13 protein-coding genes are annotated in these 16,088 nt (G+C 56.6%); 1 reads left to right on the forward strand and 12 read right to left on the reverse strand.

All coding sequences use genetic code 11. The annotated features are described in order from the left end of the window. Window positions 1-18 precede the first annotated feature (18 nt). The 8 genes from ACTJK5_RS13215 to ACTJK5_RS13250 form a co-directional block, all read right to left on the reverse strand. Window positions 19-1,353: an aspartate aminotransferase family protein gene (locus ACTJK5_RS13215; RefSeq protein ID WP_113326465.1), complete on the reverse strand. Its 1,335-nt coding sequence runs from the start codon at window positions 1,351-1,353 to the stop codon at window positions 19-21. Beyond that, a complete protein-coding gene (locus ACTJK5_RS13220; RefSeq protein ID WP_312930763.1) occupies window positions 1,350-2,435 on the reverse strand; it encodes a phosphotransferase in 1,086 nt (361 codons plus the stop codon). The genes ACTJK5_RS13215 and ACTJK5_RS13220 overlap by 4 nt, the downstream gene beginning before the upstream one ends. 71 nt (window positions 2,436-2,506) lie before the next feature. Further along, window positions 2,507-3,934, reverse strand: a complete 1,428-nt coding sequence (locus ACTJK5_RS13225; protein ID WP_312930762.1) for an amidase — start codon at window positions 3,932-3,934, stop codon at window positions 2,507-2,509. A gap of 17 nt (window positions 3,935-3,951) precedes the next feature. After that, window positions 3,952-5,304 (reverse strand): aspartate aminotransferase family protein, encoded by a 1,353-nt coding sequence (locus tag ACTJK5_RS13230; protein WP_312930761.1) that lies wholly within the window; start codon window positions 5,302-5,304, stop codon window positions 3,952-3,954. 125 nt (window positions 5,305-5,429) lie between these two features. Next, window positions 5,430-7,133, reverse strand: a complete 1,704-nt coding sequence (locus tag ACTJK5_RS13235) for an ABC transporter ATP-binding protein (protein ID WP_440612654.1) — start codon at window positions 7,131-7,133, stop codon at window positions 5,430-5,432. Between the two features lie 2 nt (window positions 7,134-7,135). Beyond that, complete coding sequence (locus ACTJK5_RS13240; RefSeq protein ID WP_440612655.1) at window positions 7,136-7,975, reverse strand: ABC transporter permease; 840 nt, start codon at window positions 7,973-7,975, stop codon at window positions 7,136-7,138. Then, window positions 7,972-8,943 carry an ABC transporter permease gene (locus ACTJK5_RS13245; protein ID WP_440612656.1) on the reverse strand — a complete coding sequence of 324 codons (972 nt, stop codon included), beginning with the start codon at window positions 8,941-8,943 and terminating at the stop codon, window positions 7,972-7,974. Before ACTJK5_RS13245 ends, ACTJK5_RS13240 begins: the two co-directional genes overlap by 4 nt. Window positions 8,944-9,011: 68 nt before the next feature. Further along, window positions 9,012-10,559 carry an ABC transporter substrate-binding protein gene (locus ACTJK5_RS13250; protein WP_113180385.1) on the reverse strand — a complete coding sequence of 516 codons (1,548 nt, stop codon included), beginning with the start codon at window positions 10,557-10,559 and terminating at the stop codon, window positions 9,012-9,014. Window positions 10,560-10,703: 144 nt separating this feature from the next. On the opposite strand from ACTJK5_RS13250, the gene ACTJK5_RS13255 reads away from it, so the two are divergent. Next, complete coding sequence (locus tag ACTJK5_RS13255; RefSeq protein ID WP_440612657.1) at window positions 10,704-11,756, forward strand: 2-hydroxyacid dehydrogenase; 1,053 nt, start codon at window positions 10,704-10,706, stop codon at window positions 11,754-11,756. A 146-nt stretch (window positions 11,757-11,902) separates the two neighbouring features. Here ACTJK5_RS13255 and ACTJK5_RS13260 read toward each other — a convergent pair whose 3' ends face one another. From ACTJK5_RS13260 to ACTJK5_RS13275, 4 genes are all read right to left on the reverse strand, one after another. Next, window positions 11,903-12,622 (reverse strand): SDR family NAD(P)-dependent oxidoreductase, encoded by a 720-nt coding sequence (locus ACTJK5_RS13260; RefSeq protein ID WP_062424401.1) that lies wholly within the window; start codon window positions 12,620-12,622, stop codon window positions 11,903-11,905. Window positions 12,623-13,103: 481 nt separating this feature from the next. After that, a complete protein-coding gene (locus ACTJK5_RS13265; RefSeq protein WP_440612805.1) occupies window positions 13,104-14,510 on the reverse strand; it encodes an HD-GYP domain-containing protein in 1,407 nt (468 codons plus the stop codon). Window positions 14,511-14,787: 277 nt separating this feature from the next. Then, window positions 14,788-15,060 (reverse strand): transcriptional regulator, encoded by a 273-nt coding sequence (locus ACTJK5_RS13270; protein ID WP_274101221.1) that lies wholly within the window; start codon window positions 15,058-15,060, stop codon window positions 14,788-14,790. Window positions 15,061-15,123: 63 nt separating this feature from the next. Then, window positions 15,124-16,023 (reverse strand): glycine betaine ABC transporter substrate-binding protein, encoded by a 900-nt coding sequence (locus tag ACTJK5_RS13275; RefSeq protein ID WP_236769460.1) that lies wholly within the window; start codon window positions 16,021-16,023, stop codon window positions 15,124-15,126. Window positions 16,024-16,088: the final 65 nt, after the last annotated feature.

Raw genomic sequence — 16,088 nt, forward strand, 5'->3', positions numbered from 1 at the left:
TAAAAGCAATTCTCGAAATCAATTCGTTTCGTGCAGCACGGATTCGAGCGTATTGAGGAAGATATCGGCGTGTTCGCGCCCAAAGGGCAGCGGTGGACGGATCTTCAGCGTGTTGCCGTGAATGCCTGCCGCGCTGATGAGGACGCGACGTTCACGCATACGATTGACCACCGCCAGCGAGCGGGCACCATCCGGAGTGCGGCTCTTGCGATCGCTCACGAATTCAAGGCCGAGAAAGAGGCCCGCGCCCCGAACATCTCCGATGCCGTCAAATGTCTGCTGCAGCTGACGCATGCTCTCCAGCATGTAGTTGCCCGTCGACAAAGCATTGTTGGTCAGCGCCTCGTCTTCAATGATGTCCAGGACGGCATTGGCGGCGGCAATCGAAACGTGGTTGGCGCCAAAGGTGTTGAAATAGCGAATGTCGTGGCCAAAACGCTCCTGCACCTCGCTCTTCATCACCGCAGCGGCGATAGGCATGCCGTTGCCCATCGGCTTACCCATCACAGCGATGTCCGGCACAATGCCATGGCGCATGAAGCCCCACATGTGAGAGCCTGTACGACCGAAGCCCGGTTGCACCTCGTCGGCGATGTAAAGCGCCCCGGACTCATGCACAACCTCCAATGTCTTTCTCAAGAAGCCAGCTGGCTCCGAGAATATCCCGTCGGTCGAAAAGATACTGTCGGCGATGAAGGCGGCGGGCTTGATCCCGCGGCGGCGCATGAAAGCAATCGCCTTGGAAACCTCCTGCGCAAACATGTCGCCGACGTCTCCGCCATCGGCACGATAGGCATCGGGTGCCGGCACGGTGACCACATGCATGCCAAGCGGCATGTTGGGGCCCAGCGATGGAGAGATGGCGGCCGTTACAGCTGTCGTGCCGTGATAAGCGTTTTCGGTGATGATGATACCTGTTCCACCGGTTTGATAGCCGGCAATGCGTAGTGCTAGGTCAACAGCTTCGCTACCGGTGCAGCAATACATGACCCGGTTCAATTCTTCGGGAAATGTTGCAAGCAGTCTCGTCGAGTAAGCAAGGATCTTATCGTCGAGGTAGCGCGTATGTGTGTTCAATACTGCAGCTTGTTCGGCAATCGCAGCAACCACTCGGGGATGGCAGTGGCCGACGGAGGGGACATTATTATACGCGTCAAGATAAGCATTGCCGTCAGGGTCGTAGAGCCAGACACCGTTTCCGCGCACAAGGTGCAGAGGATTTTCGTAAAACAATCGGTATGACGGGCCGAGCAACGCCTGACGACGTTCGATCATCGAACGCTCCCGCTCCGGCAGACTGGCCAGACGCGACGCGTCGAAGCCGTTGATCATCGTCGTTGCTGGCTTGTTCATGCCGGTCTCTCCACGGACGTGCGGCAAGCCGCTGCTAGTCGCGCAATAGTATCATCCTTTGGCAATGCATCGAGGCGGGCAAATTGTACCCAGACGGTGGGACTATTTCGCGTGTAACGTTCCTTATGTTCCGGAAATAGTTTGGCTTGCCATTCCTGTATCGCAAGTCGCATCAGCATACGCGTCACGATGGCTGGATATATCAGTTCGAGTTCCTGATCGGACAGCGGCTTTTCCGTCGCATATCCTTTGAGGAAATCGCACATCGCTTCGACGGGGTCCGCAGCGTCCCCCATCTGGTAGGCCGCACCCACCGCAACATCGAATAGGACCGGTGCATGCACCATGTCACCGAAATCGATGATGCCGCTGATCGCGTCTGGATTCTCCTCTCTGACGAGAATGTTTTCCATGTTGAAATCATTATGGATAACCTGCGCGGGCAGTTGCGCTATGCGCGGCAGGATCAGGCTTTCGAAGTCCGTCATCGCCGCCTCCAGCCTCCTTCGTTGCGCCTCATCGCCGAAGATGGACAGCAAGTCCCGCAGCCCCGCTGCGTGAGACATGTCCCAGGTGATGCGATGATGGGCGGCTTCATGTGTGAAACCTTGAAGAGCCTTCTGCATCCGACCCAACAACGCACCAATGCGATAGCGTTGGATCGCAGAGTGCGGCTGCGATTTCTGGGATTTCCCCGGAACAAACGTAACCATGCGCACCCCACGGGTGGCACCGTCATCATCGGTCATCCGGAAATCCGCCTCGCCGTCGAGCGTTCGAATGATCCTCTGGATTGGAATACCCGGGTCGGCAGCTTCGACATGCAAAAGCGCCTGACTGTGCATGCTCGTCATCGCAGGATTTTCGGCCGGATTGAGGATCTTGAGGAGATATTCCGAACCGTCACCGAGCGTCAGGCGGTAATTGCTGTCCTTTTCGCCCCAGAGCCATTCCGCCCTCCCGACAAAGCCGTATTTCTCCCGCGCGATCTGCTCTGCCTGATCCGCAAGCACGGTGGTCGCGCTTGTCTTCAGCTCCGCGCCAAGCGCGCTTGCCGCTTCCTGGTGTGCCGTGGAAGCCATGTTCCCGTTCCCCGATATTGCATTGAATGATGGGCACGGGGCCATCGTCGGTCCCCGCACGTTGTCTTATGTCAGGCGAGCCTCGGCGCGCTGATCGTTTCCTCCGGAAAGGCCGATTGATAGGCCGCGGCCAGCGCGAGCACGATGTCATCGCGATAGCGCGGGCCAACAAACTGCAAACCGATCGGCAGGCCGCCTTGATCGAAGCCGCAGGGTATCGACACTGCCGGTTGGCCGGTCATGTTGAACGGATAGGTGAAGGGCGACCAGTCAGACCAGTCCTTGCCTTCGATGCCGCCTGGGAAATCCACACCTGCCTCAATTGCTGTCGTCGGCATGGTCGGCAGCATGAGCGCGTCATAGGTCTGATGAAACAGCGCCATCGTTACTTTAAGATCAGCCCTGACCTGTTCGGCCGCGACATAGTCCCGCGCGGTATAGGCACAGCCTCTCTCATAAATGCGGATCAGGCCCGGATCCATCAGCGCTTTTTGCTCTTCCGTTGGATTGATCAACTCTACAGTTCTGGCTTCGGCGGCGTACCAAAGGGCGAGAAGAGCATCCTGCGGATTGGAGAACCCCGGATCGACCTCTTCGATAATGGCACCCAGGTCGGCCAGCCGCTTGGCGGCGCGCTCGACGGCGGCGGCCACATCCGGCTGGACCTCGGCGTAGCCAAGATTGCGACTGTAACCGATCTTCATGCCCTTGATGTTGAAAACCTTGGTTCCTTCATGCCAGTTCGGCACGGGAGTGGGGCAGTAGCCATACATCGCCTTTGGGGTCGGACCCGTTGTTGCATTCATGAACAGCGCGGCATCTTCAACCGTCCGAGTAAGCGGGCCGCGATGCGCAAGCTCGAACAGCGGCGTTGGCGTGTCGGAAGGAATCCAGCCAAAGGTCGGCTTGATACCGAATGTTCCGCAGAAAGAGGCCGGAATACGGATCGAGCCGGCGCCGTCAGAGCCCTCATGCAGGACACCCATATTGAGCGCTGCGGCAACGGCTGCACCGCCAGACGAGCCTCCGGAGGCGCGATCTGTACGCCATGGATTGAGCGTATTTCCAAAGGCCGGGCCGTGGGTCACTCCCTTCCAGCCAAACTCCGGCGATGTTGTTGTGCCAAGGACAGTGACGCCAGCGCCACGTAGGCGTTCCATGATGAGAAACTCTTTCTCCGATGGCGTTGTCGAACCCAGTGCTGACCCTCGTCGCCAGGGAATACCTTTCACGGGGGTCAATTCCTTGATTGTTGTCGGCGCACCATCGATGGGGGAAAGTTGCTCACCTTTCTTCCAGCGCGCTTCCGATGCTTTCGCTTCTGCCAGTGCCAGTTCCGGCACGACATAAGCGAATGCATTTACGCTTGGGTTGAATTTCTCAATCCGTGCCAGCGATGCCTTGGCGGCCTCCACGGGGGACGCCTGGCCCGAGGCGAAGAGCTGCGAGAGCTGCACGGCCGTCATCTCGCCGAGGTCGGTTTTGTTCGTCACATCCATATCTCAATCCTCAAGGCTTAGGCGCGCGTGGCTTGAACGGTGGCCAGTGCGCGACTGACGGCACCAAACATGTCGTCGACCTGCTCGGCGGTGATAATCAATGGTGGGCAGAAGCAGATCGCTTCTCCAATATTGCGGATGATCAGGCCTTCGTTCTGGCATGCCGCCGCAACCGCCGCAGCGGCGTCTCCGGCATTTGCATCCGCCCATGGGTTGACCTCCAGCGCGCCAAGAAGGCCAATGCCACGCGACGAATGCACAAGCGGATGTTCGGCAAGTGCCGCCAGTCCGTGGAGGAACTTTTCTTCGAGGCGCGCGACATTGCCGACAAGGTCGCGTTCCTGGATGATCTTTAGATTCTCGAGACCGACGGCTGTCGCGACGGGATGACCGGACGCGGTGAACCCGTGACCGAAGACGCCGATCCGATCCGATTCATCGGCGATCGGCTGATAAAAGCGATCGTTCATGATAATCGCGGAAAGCGGCATGTAGGACGAGGAGATCTGCTTCGACACGACCAGCACATCCGGCTCAATGCCGAGCGTTTCGCACGCAAACATCTTGCCCGTGCGGCCGAAGCCGCAGATCACTTCGTCGGCGACAAGAAGAATATCGTATTTCTTCAGGATCTCCTGAACGCCGGCCCAGTAACCATCCGGCGGCACCAGCACGCCGCCAGCGCCCATCACAGGCTCCCCCCAGAAGGCAGCGATCGTTTCCGGACCTTCCTTCAGAATGAGCTCTTCCAGATCATTCAGAATGCGCTTGGTGAAATCGGCTTCACTCTCGCCGTCCAAGGCGAAATGCACGTAGGATGGGCATGACGTGTGGATCATCCGGTCGAGCGGCAGATCGAAGCTTTCATGATTGCGAGGCAGGCCCGTGATTGAACCGGAAGCGATTGTCACACCATGATAGCCCTTGATCCGGCCGATGATCTTCTTCTTGTCTTTCTTGCCAAGCGCATTGGAACGGTACCACACCATCTTGCAGGCAAGGTCGTTGGCTTCCGAACCCGAGGATGTAAAATGCACTTTCGACATCGGCACGGGAGCGAGCTTGATCAACATCTCCGCCAGATCGACCGAAGGTCCGTGAGTCTTGTAGGCGAAGCTATGATAATAGGGCAGCTTCTCCATCTGTGCCTTGGCCGCCTCCACCAGACGCTTTTCGCCGAAGCCCAGCGCCACCGACCACAGCCCGGCTAGTCCCTCGATATAACGCTTTCCCGTATTGTCGGTGACATAGATCCCGTCGCCGCTCTCGATCACAAGACCGCCTGATTTTTCGTATTTTCGAAGATTGACCATCGGATGCATCTGATAGGCGATGTCGCGGGCTTCCACAGAATTCGGCATAATCGTCATGTACTGCTCCACAATCGGGCTCTTAAGCCCCCAACTTGGTTGATATCGACCGGACGAGTGGTCTGATTTTGACATTTCATCATCAAGGCCGGCTCACGTCGGCATCAAGTGTCAAATTCATTCCACTAGGCCGTCATGAGCGCTTCCTTCGCCCGACCGGGAATGGCCTCGATCAGGCTCTTTGTGTAGGGGTGCTGGGGTTTATCGAAGATCATGTTCCCGTAGCCGAGTTCGACCACCTCGCCCTTCTGCATCACCATCACACGGTCGCAGATCTTTGCCGCTACGCGAAGGTCATGAGTGATGAAGACGAGAGAGAGATCGAGGTCTTTCTTGAGCTGGCCCAGCAGTTCCAGGACCTGGGCCTGGATCGACACGTCAAGGGCTGAAACGGCCTCATCGGCAATGATGATCTCAGGTTCGAGCGCCAGCGCCCGCGCAATGCCGATACGCTGGCGCTGACCGCCAGAAAACTCGTGCGGAAAACGGTTCGTCGCCTTCGGATCGAGACCGACCATCTCCATCAATTCGGCCGCGCGTGCCAACGCCTTCTTTTCATCTTCGCCATAAGCAATAGGCCCTGAGGCAATGATGCGCCCGACTTTTTCGCGCGGATTGAGCGATGAGTAAGGATCTTGAAAAATCATTTGCATCCGCCGGCGCATGGTTCGCAGTTCTTCGCCTTTCAAATGCGCCATGTCTTGACCGCCAAGCAAGATGCGCCCGCTGCTGGGATCTTGCAGCCGTACGAGACAACGTCCCACTGAGGATTTACCGGATCCGCTTTCCCCCACAATGCCCAGCGTTTCGCCACGGCAAAGTGTGAAGGACACATTCTTGACCGCATTCACCTCGCGCACCTTGGAGAACAGCCCCGTGCCCATACGATAAACCTTCGAAAGGTTCTCGACAGTGAGCAGTGGCTCCCGGTCGTCAACGTGCTTGACGCCCTCGCCAGCGCGGGGAATGGCAGCGATCAGCTTCTTCGTATAGGGGTGTCTCGGCGAGAAAAGGACTTCTTCCGCTGTCCCCTGTTCGACTATTCGACCGAGCTGCATGACGCTGACATAGTCGGCGATCTCGGCTACGACGCCGAAATCATGGGTAATGAACATGACCGCCATATTGCGCTCCTTCTGGAGCTTGGCGATCAGTTTCAAAATTTGCGCCTGCGTCGTCACATCGAGCGCGGTGGTCGGCTCGTCTGCGATCAGCACCTCCGGTTCCAACGCCAGCGCCATGGCAATCATAACGCGTTGGCGCTGACCGCCGGAAAGCTGGAACGGGTAGCTGGCTGCAACGCGCGGCGGATCTGGCAGGCCGACTTCCGTAAGAAGCGACAGTGCTTTTTCTTTTCGCTCCTTTGGTGTCAGCAACCCATGCGCTTCGAAAACCTCCTCCATCTGCGCCGAAACCTTCATCAGCGGGTTGAGCGCAGACATCGGTTCCTGAAAAATCATCGCAACGCGGCGCCCTCGAATGGCGTAGAGCGCGTCGGCTGGCATAGTAACGAGATCTGTTGTGCCTAGAAGGATGCGGCCCTGCGCCACGCGCACCGTATCCGGTAATAGTCCCATCAGCGCATTGGCAGACATCGATTTGCCTGAGCCACTTTCGCCGACTACGCAAAGCATTTCTCCAGGAAAGAGCTTGAAGCTGACACGGTCGACTGCAAAGGGCCGGTCTGCGCCATCCGGTAATGCGATGCTCAGCCGGTCGATATGGACGACCGGTTCCCCGCGCCCTTCTTTCTCCAGCGCTCCCGGATGAAGAACGGCCGCAGCAGTCCCTTCAAAGCTCACGTCATCGGTATCTATGGTGTCGGCCATATTTACTTCCCCTTTCGCGCAAGGCGAGGGTTGAGGGCATCGTTCAGCCCCTCCCCGACTAGGTTCAGCGCCAGCACAGTCAACAGGATTGCAAGGCCGGGGAAAAAGCTCACCCACCAGGCCTGGCGGATCACGGTGCGACCGGCGCCGATGATGTAACCCCATGACATGATGTTACGATCGCCCAATCCGAGAAACGAAAGCGAACTTTCGATCAGGATCGCCGCAGCCACCATCATCGAGGCAAGCACGATGATCGGCGAAAGTGTATTCGGCAGAATTTGCCGCCAGATGATCGTGGAGTGCCTTTGGCCGGAAAGAACAGCTGCCTCGACAAATTCACGCGACCGGAGCGACATCACCTCGCCGCGCAGAAGGCGGGCGACAGGAGGCCAGGAGACGATGGCAATCGAGATCACGATCGAATAGATGCTCGGCTGAAAAATGGCCACCAGCACCACTGCAAGCGCAAAGCTTGGAACGCTTTGGAAGAACTCGGTGAACCTCATCAGCACATCATCGACCCAACCGCCGAAGTAACCGGCGATCGCACCGATCGGAATACCAATCAGCAGAGAGACCAAGGTCGAGACAAGACCAACGAGAAGCGACACCCTGGCACCGTAAGCGAGACCTGCAGCGAGATCACGCCCCATCGGATCCGTACCGAGGAAGAAGGCATCCATGGTGAAAGGCGGAATGAACGGCCGCTGGACCATTGCCCAGGGGGATTTGGTGTAAAGGAAGGGAGCAACGATCGATACAATGACGACCAGGAGCAAAATAACGAGGCCGACGACAGCACCGCGATTCTGCGAAAAGCGTTTCCAGAAATCCTTCATGACGCCACCTTGATGCGCGGATCGACGAGGCGGTAAAGCACGTCGGTGATGAGGTTGAAGAGCAGGACCATCGCGGCGGAGACGACAAACACACCAAGCAAAAGATTATAGTCTCGTTGCGACAATGCATCGAACATCAGCCGGCCGATGCCCGGCCACGCGAAGACAGTCTCGATCAGCACGGCTCCACCGACCAACTGACCTGCCTGCAAACCGGCAAGGGTTACGACCGGCAAGAGAGCGTTGCGCAGCACATGCCGGCGCTGGATGATGCCTGGACGCAGACCCTTGGCCTTCGCAGTCTTGACGAAATCGAGCCTGCCAACCTCCAACATCGAGGCGCGGGTCATGCGGGCATAGACGGCCATGAAAAACAGGCCGAGCGTCATGGCGGGTAAGATAAGGTGCCGCAATATGTCAAGCATACGGGCAACGCCGGTGTAGTTGGCCCCGACCGTTTCGTAACCGAAGCCGGGTAGCCAGCCGAGTTCGACGGAGAACAGTAAGACGCCCATCAGCGCCAGCCAGAACAGCGGTGTCGCGTAGAAGATCAGCGCCACCAGCGAGATAATCGTGTCGGCCCACTTTCCTTGCCGGGCAGAAGCAAAAGCGCCAGCCGCAACACCGAGACCGAGCGAGATCACAAAAGCGGAGAGTGAGAGAAGCAACGTCGCCGGCAAACGTTCGCTAATGAGCTGAAGCACCGGTAGCTGCTGACGGTAGGAGTCGCCGAGATCAAGCCGAAGGACCGAAGACACATAGATCCAAAGCTGTACATAAAGTGGCTGATCGAGACCAAACCGTTCTCGGAGCTGTTGAAGGAAGGCGGGATCGGCATCACCTGCTTCTCCCGCCATCACCGAAGCCGGGTCTCCCGGCGCAGCATGAATGAGAAAGAAGTTGAGCACGGTGATACAGATTAAGATCACGGCTGCCTTTAGCAGGCGCCCCGAGATGAATCTGAGCATGAGCGTGGCTCCGACTAGGGTTTTCGGTCTGAATGATTGGCGGAGACTGATCTCCGCCAAATATCGACTTACTTCTTGATCCAGGCGTCGCGCATGGATTCCGGAAGGCCTGACGCCGTCGTGACGATGTCTTGAACCTTGCAGTTATAGATCGTCGGGAAACCGAGCTCGAGCAGCCAGGCGACCGGCACGTCTTCCTGAAGCTTCTTCTGAACTTGATCGTAGAGTTCCTGACGCTTGGAGGCTGGATAGGCCACGGCTGCCTGCTCGAACAGCTTGTCGAGTTCCGGATTGGAATAGCCCTCGACATTGTTGAACGGATTGCCCTTTGCGATCTGAGAGGTCTTGTAGTTGCGATCCACGCCTATGGCCGGGTCGCCATTCTGGTAAAGATATGTGAAGGCGATGTCGTAATCCCAGTTCGACGTGCGCTGATTCCAACCCGCAACGTCCGTCGCTTCGATCTCGATTGGAATACCGACTTCCTCAAGATTCTGCTTCACCGCTTCTGCCCAGCGCTGCCATGTTTCACCATATGGGAGCGGGAGAAGCTTCAGAGGCTTGCCATCATAGCCAGCCTCCTTAAGCAGTGCTTTGGCCTTATCGATGTCGTGTGGATAATGCGGTTCAACATCCTTGTAGAAGGGCAATTTTGACGACAGTGGACCGGTTGCAACCTTGCCATAGCCGTTCCACAAAACGTCTTTGGCAAACTCGCGATCAAGCGCGTACATCACTGCCTGGCGGAATTTCACATTATCCATCGGTGCCTTGCGGTTGTTCAACCATAGCCACGATAATGGAGCGAAGTACTCCCAGCCTTTTTCCGTTATGCAACTGTTGGGCAAATCCTTCAGTCTGGGAATGTCGAAATTCTCGACCGATCCGCCCGGTAGGACATCGACTTTGCCTGTCTCGAATGCAACGGACCGCGACGCACCGTCTGGAATGACCTGATAGTACAGCTCATCGAGGTAAGGCTTGCCCTTGATGTAATAGTCATTGTTCTTGACGAGATGGATGTAGCTGCCACGCTTCCATTCGTCGAACTTGAAAGGGCCCGTTCCGATCGGCTTGTCGTTGGCTGGGTTCGTCGCGTAGTCGGTACCTTCATAAATGTGCTTGGGCACGATCGGCATCGTGTAGAAGGCCAAACCGCGGATAAAGGCTTCGAAAGGTTGCTTCAGCTTGAACACGACGGTCTTTTCGTCCGGCGCGGTCACGCTTTCCACATGGGTCATCAAGTTGCGATGACGCGGCTGCATCTTCATAAGATAGTCGTTGGCGGAGAACAGAACGTCAGCCGATGTCATTGGCTTGCCGTCGTGCCACTTCACGCCGTCCTGCAACGTAAACGTATAGGTCAGGCCATCATCGGAAATGGTCCAGGATTTGGCGAGCGATGGCTCGGGCTTGAGGTTTTCATCGTAGCGGAGCAAGCTTTCGTAGATATTGCCACCGACCAGTAGGGCCGGCCCATTTGTTGTGGTGCCGATCATAACGCTTGGCGGTTCGGGCTGAACGATCAGGTTCAGTTTACCCCCTGGAACAGCCTGCGCTGATGCAGCGGTTGTCATCATGAAAATGGCTAGGGATGCAGAAATCAGTCGTCGCATGAAGTTCCCCTTATGGATTTTCGTTTCTTGCAGACGTCACTTTGCGATCTCATCGCAGTAACAATATACCAATATATTGGTACATCATCTTGACTCCCTTGAGCGCTGGGTGTCAAGCAAGACTGCGCCATTTTTGCATAAAAGTTGAACTCACTAAAATGTGGATTAAAAATTAAGCGGATGGCACGCATTTGCGGCTTTGTGCCAAAAATGCGCTACCCCGGAACGGGCTTGGACAGGATTGAGACGATGAATGAGGCACTAAATCAGAAGCCGCACATAGCTCTAATCAGTAGCACTCTCGACCTCAGCTTTCTGAAAGACGCCTTCAATGCGTCCGGGCTTTGCGCGAGACTCAGCATTTATCCAGAGGCCGGATTTGAGACCGCCGACGTTGCGGTCGCCTGGAATCCGCCTCACGGGCTTCTTGCTACTATGCCAAACCTTCGATTGGTCCATAGTATCGCTGCCGGCCTGGACAACATTTTCGCCGATCCACGCCTCCCTTCTCTCCCAGTTTGCCGTGTGGTGGACGACCGGCATGCGCTTGGCATGGCAGAATATGCCATCTGGTCGGTCCTGTTGTTTCATCGCGAGATGGACCGACATTTGCAAAATGCCACACTGAAATGCTGGGAACGCCCTTCGCAGATCCCGGCACGCGATTATTCGGTTGGCATACTAGGATTTGGTGCGATCGGGCGGACCGTCGGACGCAGCCTTCTTGCCCTCAACTACAATGTCCGCGCATGGGCACGCTCACCCAAGGAAGAAGCGGGCATCATCACCTATTACGGTGACGAGCAACTGCCGGTGTTTCTCTCCGGTTGCAACGCGGTGATCTGCCTGCTTCCCCTCACCGGCGCCACGCGAGGAATTATGAATGCCAAGCTGTTCGCCCATCTCCCGAAAGGTGCTGCAATCATCAACATGGGCCGCGGCGAGCACCTGGTCGAAGCTGATCTGATCGAAGCAATCGAAAGCGGCCACCTTCGCGGAGCTGTACTCGACGTTTTCGCGAAAGAACCGCTGCCCGAGGAGAGCCCCCTGTGGGATCATCCCAAGATCTTCACAACGCCTCACATCGCGTCCATGCCAGATCCCAAAGATGTCGTCGCGCAGATCTTCGAGAATGCGACACGCGTGTTGGCGGGAATGCCGCCACTCAATGAAGGTGATCGAGACAGCGGCTACTAAAAGGAACGCCTCAGGCGATGCATAGACTCTGAAAAGAGAGAGCGCTTATGCGTGTAGAATGACGCACGGCACCTCAGTGCTGGCTGTTGCCGAAATTGCCCGAGAGGCGAACAGCGACACTCCCATGGCCAGAACGTTTCGTAACATCAGACGTGCTGTCCGCCGTTGATGTGGATTTCTGCGCCATTGATGTAGGATGACTGTTCGGTACAGAGAAAGTAGATGGTCCTGGCAACTTCGTCCGTCGTACCGAGCCTCCCCAGCGGCACCTCGGCCTCCACTAGCTCATCTGTTCCGGGAGACAGAATTGAGGTGGCAATCTCGCCCGGAGCAATCGCATTGGCTCGAACACCGCGGGGCCCGAATTCGTGCGCAAGTTCACGGGTAAGCGCGGCCAGTCCGGCCTTGGACGCGGCATAGGCAACCCCGGCGAAGGGATGGACGCGAGAGCCCGCAATCGATGTCACATTGACAATGGAACCGCGCGCAGCCTGGAGTTCAGGCAGTAGCGCGCGAGCGAGGAGAGCGGTGGAAACCAGGTTGACGTTCAGAATTTTTGTCCAGGTCGCCGCATCGGTTTCGGCCACCCCAAGGCGGCTGCCCTCAGGCCCCTTCGGCGAGATACCTGCATTGTTTACCAGCGCCGCCAGCTTGCCATCAGGAAGACGGCTGCGCACCATTTGGACCAATTCGTCGATACCGGAAAGATCGGCGAGATCGGCCTGAATATGGCTTTCGCGAGCCGATGGCCAGCGGCACTCCTCCGAAAATGGCTGCCGCGACACCGTCAATACTCGCCAGCCGTGCTGCAAGAACAGCTTGACCGTAGCGTGCCCGATCCCACGACTAGCACCCGTCAAAAGCATATAGGGTAAGTCTACCAAGGGCGGAACTCCAATCATTTCGCCGCATGTGGCACGCGCGATATATCGCTAGGTTAACGTCTACCAAGAGGTTTGCAAGCGATTTGGGGACATAGATACGCAAGCAACGATCCACGATCATCGAGACCTCCCATAGAGTGGTCTCCACTCTCATGCGACGGATAGCTAGCTAAAACTGGAGTTAGTACCTTGCTTGCCTATCCCGGCAACCGCCATCACGATTAGAAAAGGACGCTTTGCGCGCAAGGCAAGCGGTCAGGCCACAGGGCAACTTCAGCCAAATTTTCTTCTCACCTTCACCCGCCCGCGTTTGACATAGGACGAGCAATTTTGGGCGTCGACATCCGATCGAGAACGAAGTCTTGGCCTCTCGGTTTGCTTCGGGCAGTGTTTGTGTCCAACACGTCCTGAACCTAAGTCTCCAACGGCGCTGAAACCAACTCCATATTTGTTTGTGCACGCGTTAGGCGGCTTTCGTTGCCTCATGTGAGGACGAAGTATTCTCCTGCAGCGCTAACTGACGGGCAAATGTCGTAAGAGGGGTTCGTGCTAAGGCACGTTCAAGGGCGCTGATGCAGATGGGATCATGTGATCGGCCCGCGCCTTCCCAAAGTATCGAGAATGCCTCCTGCAGCGGCATAGCCTGCCTGTAAGGTCGGTCTGCAGTCAGTGCATCAAAGACATCGGCGGTGGAAACGATCCGAACCTCCATCGGGATTTGCTCTGCGCTTAAACCTCGCGGATATCCTTTTCCGTCCAGACGCTCGTGGTGAGCGCCACCGATCAGGGCCGCGTTGGCAAACGCTCCAATCGCAGAAAGAATCTGCTCTGAAAATTCCGCGTGTCGCTTCATCTGGCTCCACTCTTCATCATCGAGTTTCCCAGCTTTGTCCAACACAGTACTGCTCACACCAAGCTTGCCGATGTCATGCAGCAAAGCCGCTCTTTTCAAAACCCGCCGGGTTTCGAAATCTATGTCCATTTCTTCCGCTATAAGATCGGTGTATAGCGCAACGCGTTCGCTATGGCCCGAAGTGTACGGACTTTTGGCGTCGATCACTTTCGCAAAACCAGCGGCGATATCATCAAGATAATCATCGTCGGCCAAGACCCCGTGCTGCCCGGGTTCGGAATCAAGAACAATTCTCTCTAAGTCGGGCGAGGCCAGCTCCTCCCAGAATTCTCGCTGAGACGCGATCCTTACAAAGACATCAACGAGAGCAGGATCGAACCAATCTCCCTTGCGCTTTGCAACCTCGTCAAGAGCGGCTTGGGGGCCGCTGCTGGCCTGAAACACATCGATTACCTGCGACAAGAGCGCGATTCTCGAAAAAAGCGGGATTTCCTCTCCGGCTAGACCGCTCGGCTTTCCTCGCCCACTCCAATGCTCATCCAGACCAATGATGCCCTCTGCGACGTTTTCCGAAAATCGCATTTGTCGCGCAATGTCTGCGCCGCGCTGACACCGCGTCTGTATAAGATCAGTGGAAATCTCGCCCCCATTTTTAAGAATATTAAGGAGGCTGCGAAAACGTTCAGCAAGACCGGCCTTGGCCCCGGTGTGGCTGATCACGAACTTCAGGACTTGCCCCAGGCTTCCATCGACCAGCTTGAAATCATTCTTAAAGCTGATGTCATCCGCCAGATAAAGCTCGCAAATGCGCGAAGCGTTGCTGCTGCAGCCGAGATCCTTCAACAGAAGTGTGTAGTAGAGGTCGTGCAGCTCTGGTTCACTGAGGCCGATCTCTCGTCCGATGCTCGTTCCGATGTAACAGCAGCGGATACAATGCCCGTCTGGCTGGCCCTCGGTCATATCGAGCGCCTTGCTGAGGGCTTCGATAATCTCGGCCAAACGTATCTGTACTTGCATCATAACCGGACCCTGGTTGAAGGCTGACGCTATCAAATGAGGGTTTCAGAACAGTTATGAGCCTAAACGTTTTGTGACTGAAATTTCTTCGGAGCGTATGATGAGCGTCATCGATGAAGACAAACATGAGCGCGTGTGCCCATGCGGCCATCAGTCGCCGTCAGCTGACGCACCCCGTACAGGTGCGCCATTTTTAAAATAGGATCGGCTAGACATGCGGCAAGGTCCGCATGCGGGTGATGTATAGAGCGGGTGCTCAGATCTCCCTGGACAAATTTTAGAAAAGCGTCTCATCACCTGGCCATCGCGGCCCGAGACCGAACCCTGTCGAAAGCCATACTCCGCTCACCTGCAGAGACGCGGCGATCGTCTCGAGGTACTCACGACCCGGCTCGCTCCGGTCATTTTCCCACGCGCTCCAAACGTCGCTCTCCACGCCGACCATCTTCGCAGCATTATCGAGTGACAGCGCAGATGCATCACGCGCCAACGAGATGCGTCCTCCGAGCGTGTCGGTATCGGTCAGCGCTTTGTGATTGGTTCCTTGCATCATATCCCCTACCCCGGCAATGAACCGGCCTCCTCGACTATCGTCTGAGGAGGCCGGATTTCATTAACTCTGTTCTCCAACCCAGGCCTTCACCTGATCTGGATGATCCTTAATGTATTTTTCGATCGCAGCCTCGTAAGAGGTCTCCTGGGCTGTGAACATTGCCGCTTCCAGGTCGTTGAGCGGCACCTTCATGCGTGAAAGAAACTCGGCAGCCTTGGGGTTTTCTTCCCTGAATTTCTTCGATGCGAGGATGTCGACATGCTCCGCCTGACCCAAGGATTCTTTCGGGTCTGTCAGATAGCGGAGCTTGTACTTTCCAAACATCCAGTGCGGGCTCCAGGACGTGGCGACGAACCACTTTTCACTTCGCATCGCGCGGTCAACTGTCGTTAGCATGCCTGCTTCGCTGGAAATCTGCAGCTTGTATTCGCCGAGGTCATAGTCCTTGACCGCCTGCTGTGAAAGGCGGGTCAAACCAGCACCCGGATCAATGCCCTGTATCGTGCCGGACAACTTCTTCTGAACGTCAGGTTTCTTCAGGTCCTCGATCGAAGAAATCTCTGCTTCAGGAACATAGGCTGGCACCACCCAACCCAGCTTCGCGCCGTCATAGACTGTGCCGAGCGTTTCGACCTTGTCCTTCACCTTCGCAAAGTAATCCGCATGGGTTGCCGGCAACCACGCCATCATCATTGCATCGATATCGCCACGGCTCACGCCCTGGTAGAGCGGAGCGACATCCGTCTGGACGAGCTCCACATCCTGGCCGAGCTTTTCCTTAATCAGCTTGGCAGCAAGTTTGGTGACGAACTCAGCGTCGGACCAGGGGGCGAAGCCGAGCTTGACGGTTTTTGCATCTTGCGCCATCGCCGGCGCTGTCGAGCCAAAGAGCACAGCGGCAGCAAAGCCAATGGCGCCACCAAGTGCGGCCCGGCGGGTCGAGGAAAGTATCTTGAACATATGTTCTCCTTTTGGGAGGTTTGAATTTGCGGATTCGGCATCCGCATCATGGGGCGGCGCAGTCG

The sequence above is a fragment of the Agrobacterium sp. 22094 genome (assembly GCF_052046015.1).
Lineage (GTDB): Bacteria > Pseudomonadota > Alphaproteobacteria > Rhizobiales > Rhizobiaceae > Agrobacterium > Agrobacterium cavarae.